This window comes from Ruminiclostridium cellobioparum DSM 1351 = ATCC 15832 (genome assembly GCF_000621505.1).
GTDB classification, from domain to species: domain Bacteria; phylum Bacillota; class Clostridia; order Acetivibrionales; family DSM-1351; genus Ruminiclostridium; species Ruminiclostridium cellobioparum.
Window position 1 is genome coordinate 70,364 of the sequence record NZ_JHYD01000033.1, and the last position, 20,358, is coordinate 90,721.

The following is a 20,358-nucleotide window of genomic DNA, read 5'->3' on the forward strand; positions in this document are numbered from 1 at the left end:
AAATGGCTGGGATGGCTGGACTCGAACCAACGAAATGCCAGAGTCAAAGTCTGGTGCCTTACCGGCTTGGCTACATCCCAACGTCAAGCGCAAAACCTATTATAAAGAGGTTTGCACTTTTTGTCAAGCAAAATAATAACAATTTTTTATTTGCCTGATATAAACCACAGGGGCTGTAAAGCAAGGGGTGCTGCTAAAATTTTCTAACTTTGAAATCCTGGGTTGCAATATCCACCAGCTTCAGATCCTTGTTTCTTTCCTCGGCCATTCTGATGGACCATTCATTTTCAAACAAAATGGAGTTTCTGCCCAGCTTATCTTCCACAATTACCGCCGTGCTCGGAAGATTCAGCTTTCTCGGGTCAAGGCCTTCATTTTCAATCCAGCGGGCATGCCTGTAAGGCAGATGCTGAATGCGGAGCTGGACGCCGTATTCATTTTTGAGTCTGTACTCCAGCACCTCAAACTGAAGTGATCCCACTACACCGATAATCAATGCCTCGATACCGATGTCGATCTGCTTGAACACCTGTATTGCACCTTCCTCGGAAAGCTGGTCGATACCTTTTATGAACTGCTTTCGTTTCATGGTATCGGCAGGGGTTACTCTTGCAAAGTGCTCTGCGGGGAAGATTGGGATACCCTCAAATTTTACATTGCCGTTTCCTTCATATAGCGTGTCCCCGAGATTGAATATGCCGGGATCGAACAAACCTATTATATCGCCGGGATAGGCTTCTTCAATGATAGTACGTTCCTGGGCCATGAACTGCTGGGGCTGTGACAAGCGGATTTCCTTTCCGGCGTTCACATGTTTTACCGACATGCCTTTCGTGAATTTACCGGAACAAATTCTCAGGAACGCCAGTCTGTCCCTGTGGGTAGGATTCATATTGGCCTGTATTTTAAATATGAAGCCTGAGAATTTGTCGCTTTCAGGATCAATTTCGGTTTCGGAGGTTGTTATCACACCAGGTGAGGGTGCCAATTCAAGGAATTCCTCCAAAAACGGCTGTACACCGAAATTGGTCATGGCACTGCCAAAGAACAAAGGTGTGAGCTCACCGCTGCGGATTTTCTTCTTATCAAACTCATCTCCTGCCATATCCAGCAGTTCGATGTCTTCACAAAGTTTATCGTGATAGTGGCTTCCAAGTAAATCGGCAAAAATGGGGTCATCAACCTTTCCAACGGTGGAGGATACCTGTGACTGCCCGTGTTCCCCGCCGCCGAAGAGCTCGATTTGTTTAAGCTTTCTATTATAAACACCCTTGAAGTCACCTTCTGTTCCAATGGGCCAATTCATAGGATAGGAGCGTATACCAAGTACTCTTTCGATCTCCTCCATAAGCTCAAAGGGGTCTTTGCTGGCACGGTCCATTTTATTTACAAATGTAAATATGGGTATGCCTCTTAATTTACAAACGTGAAACAGTTTTATTGTCTGTGCTTCCACACCCTTGGCTCCGTCGATAAGCATTACCGCGCTGTCGGCGGCCACCAGGGTTCTGTATGTATCCTCACTGAAGTCCTGGTGACCGGGTGTATCCAAAATATTTATACAGAAATTATTATATTCAAACTGCATTACACTGGAAGTGACGGAAATACCTCTCTGCTTTTCTATTTCCATCCAGTCCGACACTGCATATTTATTTGCCTTTCTGGCTTTAACCGAACCGGCAAGCCTTATGGCGCCGCCATACAGCAGCAGCTTTTCGGTCAGGGTTGTTTTACCTGCATCCGGGTGGGAAATAATGGCAAATGTTTTTCTGCGCGAAACTTCTTTTTTTAGTTCAGCTTTGATATCCGGCATTGATTTAACCTCTCGCAATTCTATTTAAATTGAAATCAAATTTCATTTTATATTATAGCCAATATGGTGTCAAATAGTAATTGAATGCACTTTAAAAGTTTGATTCTTGAAGAAAACTCTTGAATACAGAAAGATTTTGAGTACATAATTAAAATAGTGGATTGATATAGTTATGGACCGGTATTTTGACAGGTTAATGGAAGGATAATTTGTATGCTTACAGAATATATGCAATTATATATGCAATTAATGGTATAATGTATTTATTGATGGTATTTTAAGCTTTATTTTAAACATTTGATCATAAAATAAGATCTTATTATTAATATATTGAATAATATGTAGTACTATTCGGAGGGATTTTGATGAGTGAGAAGATTTTTATAACTTTAAATAATGAAAAATATGAAATTGAGAAAAAGACAACACTGCTTGAGCTGGCCAAACGCTTCAAGGATTCCTACCAGTCAAGCGTTGTGGCCGCCCGTGTGAATAATGATATCCGGGAACTCAGCTATGAGCTTGCCGAGGATGCAAAAGTGACTTTCATTGATCTTACTGATGAGGATGGCATGAGGATATACAGGAGAAGCCTTTACTTTATATTTATAAAGGCTGTCAATGAACTGTTTCCCGAAAGAAATGCGGTTATCAGCCATCCTATGAGTAACGGCGTATACTGTGAAATAAGAGGGGATGAAGAACTTACAGAAATTGATGTGGAAGCTGTTCAGAAAAAAATGAATGAAATTGTAAGCTGTGCACTGCCCTTTGAGAAAAAGGTCGTTTCCACAGAGAGTGCCAGGGAGCTGTATAAGAAGACCGGAAGGCTTGATAAGTATGCGGTTCTGGAACACAGGCAAAAGCCGTACGTTACGGTGTATAACTGTGGAGGCTATGAGGACTATTACTATGGCTACATGGTGCCCGATACGGGTTACATCAAGTGTTTCAGCCTGAAATTCCACCATCCCGGAGTGGTGATCCAGTTTCCTTCAAAGGGTAAGCCTGAAAAACTTCCGGATTTTGAAGAACAGAAGAAGCTGTTCAAGGTATTTATCGAGTATAAAAAGTGGGTCCGCATACTGGGGGTTGAAAATGTAGGAGCCTTGAATGATATTGTAAAGGCCGGTGAAATAGGCGATCTTATAAGAGTAAGCGAAGCGCTTCATGAAAAGAAGATAGCCGAGATAGCCGACAAGATAACAAACCATGAGGAGCAAAAGCGCATAGTGCTTATTTCAGGTCCCTCGTCATCGGGTAAAACAACCTTTGCCAACAGGCTGGGCATTCAGCTGAGGGTAAACGGCTATACGCCAAAGACAATATCCCTGGACAACTATTTTGTCAACAGGGATAAAACTCCCAGGGACGAGACCGGAGAATACGATTATGAGGCTCTTGAGGCAATAGATGTGGAGCTCTTTAACAAACATTTGACTGCCCTTCTGGAAGGACACGAAGTTGAGATACCGGTGTATAATTTTGAAACAGGTTCAAGAGAAGCCTTTGGACAGAAAATGATAATGAATAAAAACACCATTCTGGTAATAGAAGGAATACATGGCCTGAATGACAGGCTGACGGCATCAATTTCCTCCGAGGACAAATTCAAGATTTATGTAAGTGCCTTAACTTCCATGAACATAGACGACCACAACAGAATACCCTCCACCGACACCAGGATCATCCGCAGGATTGTCAGAGACAATAAGTTCAGGGGGTGTTCGGCAATCAATACCATAAACAGATGGCCGTCGGTAAGAAGAGGTGAAGAGAAAAACATATTCCCTTACCAGGAAAATGCAGATATTATGTTCAACTCTTCCCTTGTATATGAATTATGCCTGCTGAAAACCTATGCCGAACCCCTGCTGATGCAGCTGGGGCCCGAAAATGAACGGTATTCGGAGGTTAAGCGGCTTATAGAGTTTTTAAGTTATTTCCTGCCGATAGACGGCAAGGAGGTTCCAAACAATTCAATAGTTAAAGAATTTGTTGGCGGAAGCTGTTTTTTCTAAATAAGTAAGGCCGGCTGCCGCCGGCCTTTACAGGAATTATACATATTTTACGAGGTGAACCCTATGAAGCTCCTTGATATTGCCACCATATTAAATGCGCAGGTTATAACAGCAAATGAACTTCTCGACTATGAAGTTACATCCGCCTGCGGTTCAGATCTGATGAGTGATGTAATGGCCTATGTAACTGAAAATGTAGTTTTGCTGACAGGTTTGATAAACCTGCAGGTTATTAGAACAGCGGAGATGATGGACATCAGGGCGGTAATTTTTGTGAGGGGAAAGCAGCCCCTTGACAGTATGATCGAGCTGGCCCTGGAAAAGAATATTGTCCTTATGACAACAGACCTCACAATGTTTCCGGCCTGCGGAAAACTGTATGAAGCCGGCCTGAAAAACGGGTTTGACTCCGGGAGGTAGGAAATGAGCACCATAAAGCTTAAGTACGATATTCCTGCCAATGACTTTGTAGCTGCGGGGGAGGCTTCGAGCAATGTTAAGAAAAAGCTTGCCCAGATAGGCATTGCGGCCGACAAGATAAAAAAGGCGGCTATTGCCATGTATGAGGCTGAAATAAATGCTGTAATTCATGCAAACGGCGGGACGGCTGATGTGGAAATATGCCTGGACAGGGTGATCATAGCAATTATTGACAACGGTCCCGGAATTCCTGATTTGGAGCTTGCTATGACCGAAGGTTATTCTACCGCATCCGACAACATCAGGGAAATGGGCTTTGGAGCGGGAATGGGGCTCCCAAATATGAAAAAATATGCTGACAAGCTGGATATAAATACTGAGGTGGGTATAGGGACAAAGGTAACTATAACTGTTTATTTTATCTAGTATAATATTCTGCATGTTGGGTGCAGGATTCGCCCAAAGGATGCAACCTGACCATACAGAATATTGTAATAGGTTTGGAGGACATATTATGAACGAGTACTTCCATTCTGTCAATCTGGACAAGGATAAGTGCAGGGGCTGCACCAACTGTATAAAAAGGTGTCCTACCGAAGCAATCCGTGTGAGAAAAGGCAAGGCACGCATTATTAAGGAACGCTGTATTGATTGCGGCGAGTGTATACGTGTTTGTCCCTATCATGCAAAGACCGCAATCAGCGACAGTCCTGACATAATAAATGACTACAGGTACAAGGTAGCTATTCCGGCACCCTCTTTTTACGGGCAGTTTGAAAAGAAGTATTCCCGGGATAATATTTTGAACGCATTGAGAGATGTGGGCTTTGACCATGTTTTCGAGGTTGCCCGGGCTGCCGAAATAGTCAGCGAGGCGACCAGACAGCTGCTCACAAACTCCCTTGTCAGGAAGCCCATGATATCTTCGGCATGTCCCGGAGTTGTCAGGTTGATTCAGGTTAGATTTCCAAGCCTGATTGATAACATCGTCAAGCTGGAGTCACCAATGGAGGTGGCGGCAAAAATTGTAAAAACCCAGCTGCAGGAGTCCCGGAACATTCCTGCCGAGGAAATCGGCGTATTTTTTATTTCTCCATGTCCTGCAAAGGTAACCAGCGTAAAATCCCCCTATGAAAAGCAAAAGTCCTATGTGGACGGTGTCATTTCAATAAAGGATATCTATCTGAAGGTCCTGTCGGCACTGAATAACCCCCATAATGGCTCCAAGTACTCCGAGGCGGGCTTTGAAGGAATAGACTGGGCCAATTCCGGAGGGGAAAGCGGAGCGCTGGGGACTGAAAATGTTCTGGCTGTCGATGGTATACATAGCGTTATTAAGATATTTGATGAAATAGAAGGTGACAGGCTTTCAGACGTTGATTTTGTTGAGGCGCTGTCCTGCTCGGGAGGATGTCTCGGAGGTCCGCTGACGGTTGAAAATGTTTTTGTTGCAAAAACAACACTGAAAAAGCATATTCTTGAGGCTCCTGCCGGTTGTACCGAAAAAATGACTCCCAAAAGCTTTGAGGAACTGGTATGGACTTCAAATGTGGAATACAAACCTGTTATGAAGCTGGATGATGATATATTGAAAGCCATGGAAAAACTTGAAAAGCTGGAGAGAATATGTGACGGACTGCCCGGTCTGGACTGCGGTGCCTGCGGAGCGCCAAACTGCAGAGCCCTGGCCGAGGATATCGTAAGAGAGATTGCCAATGAAACCGACTGTATTTTCAAGCTAAGGCAAAGAATCCGTGATCTGGCTGAGGAAATGGTAGATCTGGGAGGAAAGGTGCCTCCGGTAATGGATAACGATCCAAATGGAGAATAAAAATGTATATTAAAGAATTGATGCAAATAATTTCTGGTGAACTGTTGACCGACAAAATACCGGATTTATCCGTAAAAGTTCAAAATGTGTATATTTGCGATCTGCTCAGCTGGGTGATGTCCCATGCACAAAAAGGTGATGCATGGATAACCGTTCTTACAAATGTAAATGTACCTGCCGTGGCTTTAATGACCGAGGTTGCCTGTGTAATAATTCCTGAAGCAATCAAGGCAGAGGAGCTGACACTGAAAAAGGCAAATGAAAATGGAATAATCATTATCGGAACACAGTTGAATTCTTTTGAAATAAGCAGGAGAATCATAGATTCAAAGCTGCTTTCATAACTGTTTGTGGCCGCTAAGCGGCTCATGGAGGTTAGCTTGAAAGACTTCACTTGCGTTCGCCTTCCAAGCAAACCTGTGAATTTATGGCCGTGCGAAATATTCAAAGTATTTATCAATACTTTGAAAGCGCACATGGCCAATTAACCTCCTTTATTCGCCTTATAGCGGATGAGGGAGTGAAGAGATTTCATTACAGTTTTGTGCCGCTATTGCGGCTCATGGAGGTTAATATGAAACTTGCATATGATCTTCATATACATACTGCGCTATCCCCCTGTGCTGATGACGACATGACACCCAACAACATAGTTAATATGAGTATATTAAAGGGCCTGGATGTTATCGCAGTAACCGACCATAATTCCTGCCGGAATGTCCCGGCCTGTCTGACCTGTGCTGAAAACACGCAATTGCTTGTCATACCCGGAATGGAAGTGGAAACAGCCGAAGAAATACATGTGATATGCCTGTTTCCCAATATGGACAGGGCATTGGAAATGCAGGAGCTGGTTTATTCACGGCTTCCGGAAATCGGCAATAACGAAGCTGTTTTTGGAAATCAGCTGGTTTTAAATCATAAAGATGAGGTATTATATAAAGAGGACAGGCTGCTCCTGACTTCAGCAGCCATTTCAATAAATGAAGTTTTTGATGTGGTGATGGGGAGATTGAAGGGGCTGGCAATCCCGGCCCATATTGACAGGCAGGCCAACTCGCTGCTGTCAAGCTTTGGTGTCATGCCGGAGGACATAGATATAAACTGCGTCGAGATAAGCGACAGGGCAAAGGAATTGATATTGACGGAAAAGCATTCCCGGCTGAAAAATATCAGGAAAATATATTCCTCCGATGCTCACTATCTGGGGAATATAAGTGAGAGGAAGAATTTTTTGGAAGCGGAAAAATGTGCGGAAGGTGTTTTAAGCTTTCTAAGAAATGGAAGTTTTCCTGATAAGCTTGAACTGTGATAAGGTGACGGGAGTCGTATTCAGAAATTTATATCCTGATACCGTAGTTCGTGGATATCATTGTCCTCCTGTACAGCAGCCGTATTTTAAAACGGTGTACCTCAACGGTAAAGTTTCGGAGGATGCTTTAAAGGCAATGATAGATCATTCATATTTGACAGTCCTGGGTAAACTGCCAGGGAAGTTAAGGGAGGAATTTCAATAATGAAATACACTATTATTAATGGCAGTCCCCACAAAGGCAATACATGGAGGTTGGTGGAAATTATCCAGGCTGAAATTCTCAGGTTGTCTCCCGGGTCTGTTTTTGAAGAAATTCATTTAAAAGATTTGGAGCTCCCATATTGTACAGGCTGCAGCATCTGCTTCAGAAAGGGGCATAAGCTCTGCCCCCACAACTGTATAATGCAAAGCATGATGGATAAGATCGAACAAAGCGACGGTGTTATTTTTGCATTCAGCACTTTTAACATGCAGCCGCCGGCCCTGGCGAAAAATTTTATTGACCATATGTGTTTCATGCTTCACAGACCTCACTTTTTCAGGAACAAGGCTTTGGTAGTATCCACCACAGGAGGCGTGGGCGCAAAAGATGCCGTTGATTATGTGGCGGGAACTCTGAGCGGAATTGGATTTAACCGGTGTTACAAATTACCGGTTTTGTCTTGCAGCTGGAATGCGTACAAGCCAAAAGAAAAAACTGTGGCAAAATGCAAAAGGGTTACTGCCAGGTTTCACAGGGATGTGGCTTCTAAGAAGCTCCATTCTCCGTCATTTGGTATCCTGTTGGTTTACAATTTGTTCCGTGGAATGAGCAGGGGCTATGCCCAAGGAACAGAATATGAAACCGAAGACGGTGTATACTGGACTGATAAGATCCGGGTAAACAGCACCTATGATCCTTCGGTAAAGGTCCCGGCATTTAAAAGAGTGTTTGGAAGTGTCTTTTTTTCAATAGGTGTCTTGGCTTCAAACTTTGTTACAATTACGTACAAAAAATAGTTAATATCAGATTTACGGAGGGATTATTTTGGGGGAACTGGAAAAACTGCCTAACATCGGCAAGGAAATAGAACGGCAGCTTAATGAAGTGGGAATAACAACTTTTGAACAACTGTCCATTATGGGCAGCAGACAGGCCTGGCTGAGAATAAAGAGTATAGACGACTCTGCCTGCATAAACAGGCTTTACGGTCTGGAGGGAGCAATACGGGGAATCAGATGGCACAAGCTCCCGGAAGAGGTTAAAGGGGAACTGAAGGAATTTTATAATAAATCCAAATAGCGGCATATACTAATTTTCACCGGCGGAGGACTTGGCAGTGAATTATATACAAAGCAGTCAGAACAGTACAATAAAGGAGATTAAGGCTTTACATCAGAAAAAGCACAGGGATTCCCAGGGGATGTATTTTGTAGAAGGTATCAGATTTGTCAGTGATGCTGTTGATAACGGGCAGGTGATAATAAAGGCTGTCATATCGGACAGGCTGGAAAGTCTTAACGGCGGAGAACTGCTCATTTCAAAACTCACCGGAGTATGTTCCGATATTTATAATGTACCGGACAAACTTTTTAAGGAGATATCCGATACACAGTCTCCGCAGGGCGTCCTTGCGGTTTTGAAAAAACGGACGGCTGAAATTGGTGAGGCATTGCGCCAAGGAAAATCGGTGGTAGTGCTGGACAGCCTCCAGGACCCGGGCAATGTGGGAACCATTATCAGAACAGCCGATGCGGCCGGGGTCTCAGCCGTATTGATGACCAGGGGCTGCGTTGATGTCTATTCTCCAAAAGTACTGCGCTCCACCATGGGATCGGTTTTTCATCTCCCAATAATCGAGGATTTGGACATTATAAATACAATTCAATTGCTGAAGAGCAGCGGCTACAAAGTCATTGCATCCCATCTGCACGGGCAAAACAATTACTATGATGAGGATTTGACCTGTAAAAGTGCAATTATAGTAGGGAATGAAGCAAATGGAATAAGTGAGGAAACTGCTGCATTATCCGATAAGCTCGTAAGAATACCCATGCCTGGAAAGGCAGAGTCACTGAATGCTTCGGTTGCCGCATCAATAATGATATATGAACTGGTCAGACAGAACAGGGCTTAGAAATCGGTTTCCCTGCCGCAGACTTGTTTTATTATAAGATTTGATATATAATTATTTAAAATTGGGAACGTTCCCTGTCAGGAGGCAGAATTGATAAATATATTTGATATAGCGAGAATCGCGGGAGTATCCAAAACAACTGTATCAAGAGTGATCAATAACCAGCCCGGAGTAAGGGAAGATACCCGTATTAGAATACTTGAGGCAATCGAAAAGCTGAATTACATTCCGAACCAGGCTGCCAGGAGCCTTGTGTCAAGGAAAGCCGGGGTTATCGGTGTGATATACAACGAATTCAATACCTCTGTGTATTTGAAACTGGCCAATCTGTTGGAGGATTTTGCCTCCCGGTACAATTACAATATAGTTTTCAGCAGCTCCAACGATGATTTTAATTCGAAAGCACGGTATGTACAATATTTTACCGGAGGTGCGGCCGATGGCCTCATATTGTTCGGAAGCGACACAAGAGATAAAGAGCTGGTTCAGAAAATAATAAATATCAATTTTCCGCTGGTACTGATCGAGAACCATTTTAATGACCTGAAAGTCAATAATATCATCATAGACAATTTTTCCGGTGCAAAGAGTGCAGTTAACTATTTAATCGGTTTGGGGCACAGCAAGATAGCCCACATTACAGGAAACCTGAATCACAGGGCTGCCTCGGACAGAATGAACGGATACATTGAAGCACTTAATTCGTCGGGGATCAAATATAACAAGGATTATGTCATATATACGGATGCGGGAGACAGCAGCGGTGCGGCAGCTGTGGAAAGGCTTATGTCACTGGCCGAGCCGCCGTCGGCTCTGTTTACCTTTAATGACCTTCAAGGATATGAAGCCGTACAGAGAGCCATGGAATTGGGTGTAAACATACCCCGGGACCTGTCGGTTGTGGGCTTTGACAACATTTATGAGCTGCTGCGTTTTATTCCCTCCTGCATACGGCTGACCTCCATGAAGCAGCCCATGGAGAAGGTTGCCGAGGCGGCAATCAAGCTGATAATTGACAATATAGACAATAGAAATACAAAACCCAGAGTGATATCCTTTGATACAGAAATTTATGAAGGAACCTCCTGCAGAGAAGTCATATGAGTATATTTTATTATATTCTTAAATTCTTTATAAACCCTTTATAAACCCTTTAAATGGTGATTTTTGGGGGGATTCCCTCTATAAGGAAAATATATTTTTTTAATAAAAATGGGAGCGTTCCCGTTTTGCTGGGAGGATTATATGAGATACGGGTATTTTGACCGAAAGAACAAGGAATATGTTATTACCAGACCGGATACTCCAACGCCATGGATCAACTATATCGGCAGCGGAGCATACGGCGGTATAGTGTCCAATACGGGAGGAGGGTACAGTTTCCACAAGGATCCTCAAAACCGCCGTGTTACCCGTTACAGGTACAACAATATTCCAATGGACAGACCGGGAAGATATATTTATATCAGAGATAAAGAAACCGGTGAATATTGGAATCCGGGTTATCAGCCGGTGCAAAGGAAGCTGGACAGCTACAGCTGCCGCCATGGTATGGGCTATACGGTGCTTGCCGGTGAGTACCGGGGAGTTGTTGGAGAGGTTACTTATTTTGTTCCCGATAATAAGGATTTTGAAATATGGCACTTGAAAGTGTCAAATACAAGGGCTGTAGCTCAAAAACTACAGGTTTTTGCCTATGCCGAGTTCTGTTTCTGGCAGGCCGTAATGGACCAGCAAAATGTGGACTGGGTACAGCAGATAAATCAGGGCAGATTTGAAGATGGAATAATTACATATTATCCGCATTATATCAGTGATAATGCCGCTTTCTTTGCCACAGCCGAAAAGGTGGGCAGTTATGATACAAACCTTGAAGCCTTCATGGGAAAGTACCGTTCGGAAGGCAATCCCCTGGCTGTTGAACAGGGGGGCTGCAGCAATTCCATTTCCTACAGGATGAACGGTGTGGGCGCTTTTTGCATGGATGTTGACCTTGGGGCCCGAGAGGAGAAGGAAATTGTTTTTATTCTGGGCTTTGCAGAGGACCGGAAAAATATAAAAGCCGATATTGAGGCTTATTTAACCCCTGAAAATTCAAAGGCGGCTCTGGACAGGCTGAAGGCTTACTGGAAGAACTACACAGGAAAATTGAGTGTGGAAACTCCTGATGAGGACATGAATTTGTTCGTCAATATATGGAACCAATACCAGTGTAAGACCACTTTTAACTGGTCACGTTTTGTTTCTCTTTATCAATTGGGACTTGGAAGAGGTATGGGCATACGCGACAGTGCCCAGGACACCCTGGGAGTGATGCATGCTATTCCAGGTGAGGCAAAGGAGCTGATAACAAAGCTTTTGCAGTGCCAGTACACCGACGGCAGGGCATATCACCTGTTCTTTCCGCTGACAGGAGAGGGCGGACAGGGCGATGCGCCGGTCAAATTGTTTGATTGGTATTCGGATGACCATCTGTGGCTCATTCTGGCAGTTAACGCGTATGTGAAGGAGACCGGCGATTTCGGTTTCCTGAACCAGTCTGTACTGTACAATGACAAAACTACTTCGGCCACCGTCCTGGAGCATCTGGATATGGCCCTGAATTTCACAGACAACAACAGGGGGCCGAATAATATTGCACTTGCCGGCCGTGCAGACTGGAATGACACCTTGAATCTGGATACTGGAAAGGGGATTGCCGAAAGTGTATTCACCTCCATGCTTTACTGCAGAGCGGCAGCAGAGCTGATCGAGTTGTGCGGGTATCTTGAAAAGCAGGAGCTCTGCGAAAAGTATCAGGGCATGTTTGATGAGATGAGAAATGCCATCAACAAGAGCAGCTGGGACGGAGAATGGTACAAGCGGGCATTCGACGACTGCGGACAGCCCATCGGCAGCAGGGAAAACAAGTTCGGAAAGATATTCATTAACTCTCAATCCTGGGCGGTGCTGGGCAGGGTGGCCGATGCCGAAAAGGCAAGCAAATGTATGGAGTCGGTTGGCAGGTATTTAAATTCAAAATTCGGAATTGTGGCAATGTATCCTTCCTATACCGAATATGATGATACAAAGGGCGGGGTGACTACCTATCCGCCCGGAGCAAAGGAAAACGGGGGCATATTCCTGCACACAAACCCATGGGTAATGATAGCTGAAATAATACTGGGCCATGGGGATAGGGCTTTTGAGTATTATTCCCAGATACTGCCCGGAAAGAGAAATGACGATGCCGAACTGTACGAGGTTGAACCTTATGTTTATTGTCAGAATATTTTAGGCAAGGAGCATCCGCAGTTCGGTGTAGGCAGGAACTCCTGGCTGTCGGGCACCGCAGCCTGGAACATGGTGGCGGCCTCCCAGTATATTCTGGGGATCAGAGCAGGTTATGACAGACTTGTGGTTGACCCCTGCATACCGTCCAAATGGCAGGGCTTTAAGGCAACAAGAAAATTCAGGGGAGTAATATACAATATCGAAGTACAAAATCCCAACAGGGTAAGCTGTGGAGTTTCAAAGATTATTGTGGACGGTGCCGAGGTTGAAAAAATTCCGGTATTCAAAGCAGGCACTGCGCATCATGTAGTTGTGGTAATGAAATAAAGTAATTGTATAATCCTTTATAAAACTGCTTTGAGTCGGTATAAACCGGATTCGGAGCAGTTTTTTTACAGTCAGGAATGTAAAAATTCTTTGATAAACGCTGCTTTTTTTACATGCTTTTTCACCAGGAAGTATTTAAAATTATGTTGACATTTAAATACCCAACTCATATAATAAAAACAAAGAGTACACGAGTACGCACTGCGAAAAACAGTGATTGAGTGTAGCTCGTGATATTGTTATTCAAGCATTGCAAGGGGAAAGAATAAAAGAAAATACCCTAACAATTATTCTCTGCCGCAAACAAACGAATAATACCATTAGGATATCTCTTTTTCAATTTTACCTTAAAAGTGCTGCTGTGTAAATATACACTGAAATAGCATATCAAAAATTTTATTTTCAGGAGGTAAAATATGATTGGAAAAAGGTTTTTAAGCGGTCTGACAGCGGCTGCAATGTCAATTTCACTATTGACGGGATGTGGGGGAACCCCTGTATCAAATTCTGCAGATTCCAAAGCTGAGTCAACCCAGTCTCAGCAGGCAGCGGGGTCTTCTGCAAAAGAAAATGAGCCTGTAACACTGGAGTTCTGGAATGTATTTACAGGTTCGGACGGTGACATATTGAGAGAAATCGGCGACAATTACAACAAGACAAACAAGGATAATATTACCATCAATATGGATATTATGCCAAATGACACACTTCAACAGAAGCTGCCGGCTGCCATTGCTACTAATACGGCACCTGATTTCGTTTTATTTGGCGTCGAAAACCTTGCATCCTATGTAAAGAACGATTCACTGGAAGAGATTGATGATTTCTGGACGGCAACCGGAGTAAACAAGGATAATTATCTGAAAAATGTTGTAGATTTATCCCATATTAACGGAAAAATGTATGGAGTCCCAATGCAGTACAATGTTCAATATTTATACTGGAACAAGGATTTGTTCAAAAGCGTGGGTCTTGATCCTGAAACTCCCCCAAAAACCATGGATCAACTGGCAGAGTTTGCCGTAAAGCTCACTGACCCTTCAAAAAACCAGTATGGTCTTGTTTTGCCTACAGGTGTTACATATATGCAGTTTCTCTGGGCCAACGGCGGTGATGCGGATGATCCTGCCGGCAATAAAAATCTCCTTAAATCAGCTGAAAATCTTAAAACGTTAAGCTGGCTGCAGGATTTGACGGTTAATAAAAAAGTAACTCCTATGAATGTTTCGGGTTCGGATGCCGATGCATTGCTTCAGGCTGGAAAGGTTGCAATGTATATGAGCGGTCCATGGCAGATCAACGGTCTTAAGGAGCAGGGCATAAATTTTGGTATTGCACCATGTGTTTCAGGAAGTGCGGGTGCATTTTCTCCTGCAGGAGGCTGCAGCTTTGTCATTCCAAAGGGTACAGATGCGGCTGCAAAGCAGGGTGTGTACAAATTTATGAAATTCTGGCTTACCGATGATATTTTAAAGGAATGGTCACAGCGTAATGGTTTCCCTGTATGGTCCAAGACGCTTCTTGAAGATAAGGATATTCAAAATGATCAGATAATAAAATCTATTTCGGAGGCAACCGGAATAGGACGCTCCTATAATCTTGGCTATGCACTTTCAAGCCAGATTGATAAGGACGTTATGATTCCCATGTTTGAAAAAACAATAACAGGTGCAGCCACACCGGAAAAAATATTAAATGAGGCTTCCGATGCAATGGATAAGATTTTGAGTACTTCAAAATAAAGTTTTTAAAGTTAAGGGGGCTGTCTCAAAATAAGGCAAATGATAATAATGTATTACTGATAATAGTGCGCGAGTGCAGCTTCAAAAATGAGAAGCACTATTAAATGTTTTACATGTATTTCAATTGTATCAGTTTTGCGGCACTCCCTTATTTTTGAATAGGAGTGTATATGAATATAAAGAATATTGAAGAATTTCATCCCAGGGCCCAAAAATGTGCATACCTGTTTATAATGCCATCACTCATTATTTTGACGGTATTTGTCTTTATACCGCTTGCAGCATCCTTTGTAATTAGTTTGCTTAACATTAATATTTTTATGAATGATATTTCCTTTGGCGGTTTTGTTAATTTTATAAAGCTGTTGTCGGACGGCAGAGTACTCAACGCAACAATAAACAGCTTTTATTTCACTTTGTTGGAGGTTCCGGTACAAATAGGACTGGCACTGATTTTAGCAATGTATGTCGCCAGGAACAGCCGGTATACAAAAATGCTCAGATCATTTTATTATCTTCCGTTTATTTGTTCCATGACAGCTATAGGTATTATCTGGTCCATGCTGCTGGACCCAAACCTGGGGTTTATTCCCTATCTTCTCAAAGGCATCGGACTGGAATCCGTTTCCTTTCTTAAAGATCCATATCTTGCAATGCCTACTGTAATAGCAGTGACGGCATGGAAAGGTTTCGGCTATACCTTGACCCTGCTGACAGCGGCCATTCTGAACATATCGGCGTCACTCTACGAAGCTGCGGAGATTGACGGGGCCGGAGCATGGAAGAAATATACGCACATAACCATACCGGGGATATTTTCAACATTAAGCTTTTGTATAGTAACAACAACAATAAGCTCTCTTCAGGTATTTGATCAGACCTATGTTATGACCCAGGGCGGCCCTTTGAGAAAAACCGAAACACTGGTTCAATATATTTACGACAGGGGATTTCAAACGGCACCCTACGATTTAGGTTATGCCTCGGCAATTTCAACTTATTTGTTTTTAATTATAGTAATTATAATTTTCATTCTGAGAAAGTTCATATTGAACAGAGGGGAGACTGTTAATGAATAGAAAGTTTAATGTTGGAAATATAGCCGGAGCAGTAATAACGTTATTTATTGCAGTATTGGTATTGGGGCCGTTTTTGTGGCTGTTGGTATCCTCTTTCAAAACAGACGCAGGAGTTATTACCTACCCGCCAAAATTTTTTCCGGAGGAATGGACTCTAAAGCAATACAAATTTGTAAGCAGGAGCATCCCGGTTTTTACAATGCTTAAAAATACCGTGATATTTTCCGGATTTGTCACTCTCATCAGCGTATTCTTTGATTCCCTTGCAGGGTATGCCTTTGCAAGAATGAGGTTCAGGGGCAGAAAATTACTTTTTTCAATTATACTGATGACAATGATGGTTCCTTTTCAAATCATTATGACACCTCTTTATATAGAAGTTTATAAAATGGGTCTTCTGGATACATATGCAGGATTGATTCTGCCCAGAGCAACAAGCGCTTTTGGAATTTATATGTTATGTTCCTTTTTTGAAGGTTTGCCAAAGTCATTGGAGGAATCAGGGAGAATGGACGGAATGAATGAGTTCCGCATTTACTGGTCATTGATGCTTCCGCTGTGCAAACCCGCACTGGTGAGTCTGGCAATTTTCCACTTTATGAACAATTGGAACGATCTGTTATATCCTCTGATGCTGACCAGCTCGGCAGCAAAACGTACTTTATCGGCAGGTTTGGCTATTTTGGTAGGAAACAAGGTGATCAAGTATGGTCCCACACTTGCAGCGACCATGATTTCATTGGCACCTCTGCTGATACTTTATATTTTCTGTCAAAGATATTTTGTAGAAGGAATTGCGACAACAGGAGCAAAAGAATAAAAGGAGAAGACTTATGAAAAAGGCTCAATTAATAGTAAACAGAAATTTTACCGGGGGAGAGATTGATAAAAGAATATACAGCTCATTTGTTGAGCATATGGGGAGGGTCATTTATTCGGGAATATACGAACCCACCCATCCAACGGCAGATGAGGACGGTTTTAGATATGATGTTCTGGAAAAAGTAAAAGAAATGGGAGTTACCGGTATAAGATATCCCGGCGGAAATTTTGTCTCCTGCTACGATTGGAGGGACGGTGTCGGACCGCGTCATCTGAGGCCGCGCAAATTGGAATTGGCGTGGCGTTCCATTGAAACAAACGAGTTTGGAACCAATGAATTTATGAGATGGGCCGGGAAAGCCGGAATTGAACCTATATTTGCCGTAAACCTGGGAACGAAGGGGATAGAAAATGCAGTTTCACTGGTAGAGTATTGTAATATTCCAGGTGGAACAAAATACAGTGATCTTAGAAGAGAGCACGGAATAGAGCAACCGTATAATATAAAAACCTGGTGTCTCGGTAATGAAATGGATGGTGATTGGCAGATCGGCCATAAAACAGCGGAAGAATATGGAAGATTGGCGCAGGAAACTGCAAAAGCGATAAAACAGGTTGACAGCAGTATAAAAGTTGTTTCATGCGGAAGCTCTAAATCCGATATGGTCACATATCCTGACTGGGAGGCCATATCTCTTAATTATACCTATGACTATGTTGATTATATCGCCCTTCATCAATACTATGGCGGGCAGGAAAAGGGAACGGAATTTTTTCTGGCCCAGTCACTGGACATGGAAAATTATATCAGAACAGTAATTGGGACCTGTGATTTTGTTAAAGCCAAGAAGCGTTCCAGAAAGGATCTTTATATAAGTTTTGATGAGTGGGGTGTTTGGTCCATGCCGGATACCGAAGTTGCAGCCCAGGTGGATGAAACTCCCTGGCAGGTCGCACCTCATCTAAGTGAACAGATATACAGCATGGAAGATACATTGTTATTTTCAAGCATGCTGATGAACTTTTTAAAATTTTCGGACCGTGTTAAAATTGCCTGCCAATCGCTTCTGACCAATATAAGTGCGGCAATTATGACAGAGAAAAACGGAGAAGTGTGGGTTCAGCCTATTTATTATCCTTTTGCCTATACATCAAAATATGGCAGAGGAACTGTTTTACAGGAGGTTTTCAAGTGCCCGGTTTATGCATGTGAAAGATTTGAAGAGGTTCCCTATATAGACAGCGTAACCGTTCATAATGATGAAACAAAAGAGTTGGTATATTTTCAGGTCAACCGGACAGGTGAGTCCCTTAATATTTTTGCAGAAAATCAGGAATTCCAGGTTGAGACCGTGATAGAGCATATCTGTTTGTCATCGGAAGATATAAAAGCGACAAATTTACATAACCACGGATTAATAAAGCCGGATTTTCCGGAAGACGTAACATTGAAAGGCAACAGCTTTGAATATATCATAAAGCCGTATTCATGGAACATGATAAGATTAAAGCTCGTTTAATCTGAAAAGAGTGTAACTGTTGCAGGAATATGCTATTATAAAATAAGGAAACGGAGGCTGGAGGTTTAAATATGGGAATAACAACAAAAGACCTGGCGGAGTTATGCGGTGTATCGAGGACTACAATCCACAGGGCACTTCATAATACAGGCAGAATTAACCCGGAGACGAAGGAGCTTATACTGAGAACCGCCAGCAAGTATGATTACCGTCCGGATATGCTGGCAAGAGGTCTTGTCAAGGGTCAGACATATTATATTGGAGTTGTTATTCTGGATGTTGACAACAGATACTTTTCTCAAATGCTTAATGCAATTGTTGCAGAAGCAAAAAAGAATTCATATTTTGTAAACATTACACTACATGAAAAAAATAAGGAAGATGAAAAAGAGCAGTTATGCAGACTGGTAGATTATCATGTCGATGGAATCATACTTTCTTCAATTAATAAGGGAGTAGAGTATAAAAAGTTCCTGGAAAACCTGAAGAAACCAATTGTAACTATTGATAATAAAATTGCCGAAGGGATTCCTTTCGTAGGAATCGACGGGAGAAAGGCAGCGGCAGACGGAACGCAGAAAATTATTGAAAAAGGATATGAAAAGGTTGTTTTCGTCTGTCCGCCCTTGGCAGATAAGGCAAGCGAAAATGTTTATGTACATGAGATGAGAGCCAAAGGCTTTCAGGAAACCTTGGCCAAACATCCCCATATTGAGGGAGTATTAATCGACAGCTGGGATTATTTCGACTTGTCACATGGTGAACTTGATATAAAAAAGAGAACCGCATTCTTCTGCACGGGTGACATGATTGCCCTTGATTTGATTCAGAACCTGAAAGAACGCGGTAAAACTGTGGTTCAGGATTACGGGATAATGGGTTTTGATAATATTGATTTTTTACGGTATGTATCTCCTAAATTATGGACTATTAGCAATGCCGTATCAGAAGTTGCCACAACAGCAGTTAACCTGTTATTTGACATCATGAACAGTGAAGCTGCGGAAACTGAAAAAATATTGAATTCGGTTGTTGTCGGAGGAGAAACTCTGTAATTTTGAAATTTCAAATATAAAAAATAGTAAAAGAGTGAAATAGCTGCTCTTTTACTATTTTTATAGTGTCGAAATTCCTGAAAACGCCATGCGGGCAAATCTGATGCTTTATTACATCAGTTAACTTTCATTTTTACATAGAGCTTAATGTTAAAGTAGACTGCGAAAAAGGATAACACTACAAAACTGCCCACTTTTGTTATTAGAACGGGCATTGGCGTTTCAATTCCGGCAATGCTCTGAAAAACAGTCTGTAGAGGGATCATAACTCCAATAGTGATACACAAGGTCAGTAAAATTGACAGCAGAACATATCCAAATCCATTGCGTTTAACTAATTTGAATAAACAAATAAAAGCAGCGGGGCCTATAATCCCCATATCCAATACATAGGTTATTTCAGTTGTATAGATTTCAATAAGTCCCAGAGAACGCCCTGAAACCAGGGAACTTATAATATCTGGAAGCCATGCTGCAGTTAATGCTGCGCCTGTAAAGGCCAGAAAGGTATAAATACCTTTATAGGGCAAAGGAGTATCAATACTGTCTGCAACTTTTTTCAAATCCATGCTTGCTATTGCAGTAATTAATGCAAAAAGACTGACCGAGAAGAGAGCTATGTATACCAGATGAAGTAAATTATAGGTCACTCCAAATGAAAGACTTGCCGAATAATACGTAAATACGGATATTACTGAAGTTAAAAACATTTTTGCTTTTATACTTTTCTTCCTGATATCCAATATTAAGGCGATTGCTAAAGCCGGAACAGCAAAGAAAAGCATAGTAAAGTCAGTACCCCGTAAAATGGGTGCTTTGAAGTAGGAATCATGTGAATAAAGACCGTCACCGTATATTTTGACAGTATCTCCGTATTGATTTACAAAATCATAAGCTTTACCTCCGGTTGTGTAAAAAAGTCCGGTTGACGAGACTATAACAGATAGTATTATTATTAGTACAGATAAAATATAAATTGTGTTGACCTTTCCAGGTTTCATATAACCTCCTGCAATTATA

At 42.3% G+C, this 20,358-nt stretch carries 19 protein-coding genes and 1 tRNA gene; 17 read left to right on the top strand and 3 right to left on the bottom strand.

The genetic code is table 11. The features are described from left to right. Positions 1–3: 3 nt before the first annotated feature. Positions 4–80, bottom strand: a tRNA-Gln gene (locus T344_RS0113580). Positions 81–193: 113 nt separating this feature from the next. Beyond that, the gene (locus T344_RS0113590; RefSeq protein ID WP_027629165.1) at positions 194–1,816 is read right to left on the bottom strand and encodes a peptide chain release factor 3; all 1,623 of its coding nucleotides are present in this window, start codon (positions 1,814–1,816) and stop codon (positions 194–196) included. Between the two features lie 365 nt (positions 1,817–2,181). On the opposite strand from T344_RS0113590, the gene T344_RS0113595 reads away from it, so the two are divergent. The 17 genes from T344_RS0113595 (at position 2,182) to T344_RS0113675 (ending at position 19,338) form a co-directional block, all read left to right on the top strand. Further along, a complete protein-coding gene (locus T344_RS0113595) occupies positions 2,182–3,837 on the top strand; it encodes a nucleoside kinase (protein ID WP_027629166.1) in 1,656 nt (551 codons plus the stop codon). Positions 3,838–3,900: 63 nt separating this feature from the next. Further along, on the top strand, positions 3,901–4,257 hold the full coding sequence (locus tag T344_RS0113600; RefSeq protein ID WP_004626261.1) for a hypothetical protein: 357 nt from the start codon (positions 3,901–3,903) through the stop codon (positions 4,255–4,257). 3 nt (positions 4,258–4,260) lie between these two features. Continuing rightward, on the top strand, positions 4,261–4,683 hold the full coding sequence (locus T344_RS0113605; RefSeq protein WP_027629167.1) for an ATP-binding protein: 423 nt from the start codon (positions 4,261–4,263) through the stop codon (positions 4,681–4,683). 88 nt (positions 4,684–4,771) lie between these two features. Continuing rightward, positions 4,772–6,088, top strand: a complete 1,317-nt coding sequence (locus T344_RS0113610; RefSeq protein WP_027629168.1) for a [Fe-Fe] hydrogenase large subunit C-terminal domain-containing protein — start codon at positions 4,772–4,774, stop codon at positions 6,086–6,088. 2 nt (positions 6,089–6,090) lie between these two features. Further along, positions 6,091–6,432: a DRTGG domain-containing protein gene (locus T344_RS0113615; protein ID WP_027629169.1), complete on the top strand. Its 342-nt coding sequence runs from the start codon at positions 6,091–6,093 to the stop codon at positions 6,430–6,432. Between the two features lie 230 nt (positions 6,433–6,662). Then, positions 6,663–7,400 (top strand): PHP domain-containing protein, encoded by a 738-nt coding sequence (locus T344_RS0113620; protein ID WP_027629170.1) that lies wholly within the window; start codon positions 6,663–6,665, stop codon positions 7,398–7,400. Next, positions 7,390–7,605 carry an MmcQ/YjbR family DNA-binding protein gene (locus T344_RS28250; protein WP_051571858.1) on the top strand — a complete coding sequence of 72 codons (216 nt, stop codon included), beginning with the start codon at positions 7,390–7,392 and terminating at the stop codon, positions 7,603–7,605. Before T344_RS0113620 ends, T344_RS28250 begins: the two co-directional genes overlap by 11 nt. Then, a complete protein-coding gene (locus tag T344_RS0113630; RefSeq protein WP_027629171.1) occupies positions 7,605–8,402 on the top strand; it encodes a flavodoxin family protein in 798 nt (265 codons plus the stop codon). The genes T344_RS28250 and T344_RS0113630 overlap by 1 nt, the downstream gene beginning before the upstream one ends. A 28-nt stretch (positions 8,403–8,430) precedes the next feature. Continuing rightward, positions 8,431–8,685 (top strand): TfoX/Sxy family protein, encoded by a 255-nt coding sequence (locus T344_RS0113635; RefSeq protein WP_004626361.1) that lies wholly within the window; start codon positions 8,431–8,433, stop codon positions 8,683–8,685. A 37-nt stretch (positions 8,686–8,722) separates the two neighbouring features. After that, positions 8,723–9,520 (top strand): TrmH family RNA methyltransferase, encoded by a 798-nt coding sequence (locus tag T344_RS0113640; protein ID WP_027629172.1) that lies wholly within the window; start codon positions 8,723–8,725, stop codon positions 9,518–9,520. Between the two features lie 90 nt (positions 9,521–9,610). Continuing rightward, positions 9,611–10,624, top strand: coding sequence for a LacI family DNA-binding transcriptional regulator (locus T344_RS0113645; RefSeq protein WP_027629173.1), 1,014 nt, complete (start codon positions 9,611–9,613; stop codon positions 10,622–10,624). Between the two features lie 141 nt (positions 10,625–10,765). After that, entirely contained in the window at positions 10,766–13,120 is a 2,355-nt protein-coding gene (locus T344_RS0113650) for a glycoside hydrolase family 94 protein (RefSeq protein ID WP_027629174.1), read from the top strand. Between the two features lie 416 nt (positions 13,121–13,536). Continuing rightward, positions 13,537–14,862: an ABC transporter substrate-binding protein gene (locus T344_RS0113655; RefSeq protein ID WP_242842083.1), complete on the top strand. Its 1,326-nt coding sequence runs from the start codon at positions 13,537–13,539 to the stop codon at positions 14,860–14,862. A 170-nt stretch (positions 14,863–15,032) separates the two neighbouring features. Further along, on the top strand, positions 15,033–15,941 hold the full coding sequence (locus tag T344_RS0113660; protein WP_051571860.1) for a carbohydrate ABC transporter permease: 909 nt from the start codon (positions 15,033–15,035) through the stop codon (positions 15,939–15,941). Then, the gene (locus T344_RS0113665) at positions 15,934–16,761 is read left to right on the top strand and encodes a carbohydrate ABC transporter permease (protein WP_027629177.1); all 828 of its coding nucleotides are present in this window, start codon (positions 15,934–15,936) and stop codon (positions 16,759–16,761) included. Before T344_RS0113660 ends, T344_RS0113665 begins: the two co-directional genes overlap by 8 nt. Positions 16,762–16,774: 13 nt before the next feature. Further along, positions 16,775–18,283 carry an arabinosylfuranosidase ArfA gene (gene arfA, locus T344_RS0113670; protein ID WP_027629178.1) on the top strand — a complete coding sequence of 503 codons (1,509 nt, stop codon included), beginning with the start codon at positions 16,775–16,777 and terminating at the stop codon, positions 18,281–18,283. A gap of 71 nt (positions 18,284–18,354) precedes the next feature. Beyond that, on the top strand, positions 18,355–19,338 hold the full coding sequence (locus T344_RS0113675) for a LacI family DNA-binding transcriptional regulator (RefSeq protein ID WP_027629179.1): 984 nt from the start codon (positions 18,355–18,357) through the stop codon (positions 19,336–19,338). Positions 19,339–19,454: 116 nt separating this feature from the next. Here T344_RS0113675 and T344_RS31575 read toward each other — a convergent pair whose 3' ends face one another. Continuing rightward, positions 19,455–20,339 (bottom strand): hypothetical protein, encoded by an 885-nt coding sequence (locus T344_RS31575; RefSeq protein WP_027629180.1) that lies wholly within the window; start codon positions 20,337–20,339, stop codon positions 19,455–19,457. Positions 20,340–20,358 lie beyond the last annotated feature (19 nt).

Excerpts from the sequence above, each read along its gene's own strand:
- T344_RS0113590 (WP_027629165.1), bottom strand. The coding sequence starts at position 1,816 with ATGCCGGATATCAAAGCTGAACTAAAAAAAGAAGTTTCGCGCAGAAAA.
- T344_RS0113595 (WP_027629166.1), top strand. The coding sequence starts at position 2,182 with ATGAGTGAGAAGATTTTTATAACTTTAAATAATGAAAAATATGAAATT.
- T344_RS0113600 (WP_004626261.1), top strand. The coding sequence starts at position 3,901 with ATGAAGCTCCTTGATATTGCCACCATATTAAATGCGCAGGTTATAACA.
- T344_RS0113605 (WP_027629167.1), top strand. The coding sequence starts at position 4,261 with ATGAGCACCATAAAGCTTAAGTACGATATTCCTGCCAATGACTTTGTA.
- T344_RS0113610 (WP_027629168.1), top strand. The coding sequence starts at position 4,772 with ATGAACGAGTACTTCCATTCTGTCAATCTGGACAAGGATAAGTGCAGG.
- T344_RS0113615 (WP_027629169.1), top strand. The coding sequence starts at position 6,091 with ATGTATATTAAAGAATTGATGCAAATAATTTCTGGTGAACTGTTGACC.
- T344_RS0113620 (WP_027629170.1), top strand. The coding sequence starts at position 6,663 with ATGAAACTTGCATATGATCTTCATATACATACTGCGCTATCCCCCTGT.
- T344_RS0113630 (WP_027629171.1), top strand. The coding sequence starts at position 7,605 with ATGAAATACACTATTATTAATGGCAGTCCCCACAAAGGCAATACATGG.
- T344_RS0113650 (WP_027629174.1), top strand. The coding sequence starts at position 10,766 with ATGAGATACGGGTATTTTGACCGAAAGAACAAGGAATATGTTATTACC.
- T344_RS0113655 (WP_242842083.1), top strand. The coding sequence starts at position 13,537 with ATGATTGGAAAAAGGTTTTTAAGCGGTCTGACAGCGGCTGCAATGTCA.
- T344_RS0113660 (WP_051571860.1), top strand. The coding sequence starts at position 15,033 with ATGAATATAAAGAATATTGAAGAATTTCATCCCAGGGCCCAAAAATGT.
- T344_RS0113665 (WP_027629177.1), top strand. The coding sequence starts at position 15,934 with ATGAATAGAAAGTTTAATGTTGGAAATATAGCCGGAGCAGTAATAACG.
- arfA (WP_027629178.1), top strand. The coding sequence starts at position 16,775 with ATGAAAAAGGCTCAATTAATAGTAAACAGAAATTTTACCGGGGGAGAG.
- T344_RS0113675 (WP_027629179.1), top strand. The coding sequence starts at position 18,355 with ATGGGAATAACAACAAAAGACCTGGCGGAGTTATGCGGTGTATCGAGG.
- T344_RS31575 (WP_027629180.1), bottom strand. The coding sequence starts at position 20,339 with ATGAAACCTGGAAAGGTCAACACAATTTATATTTTATCTGTACTAATA.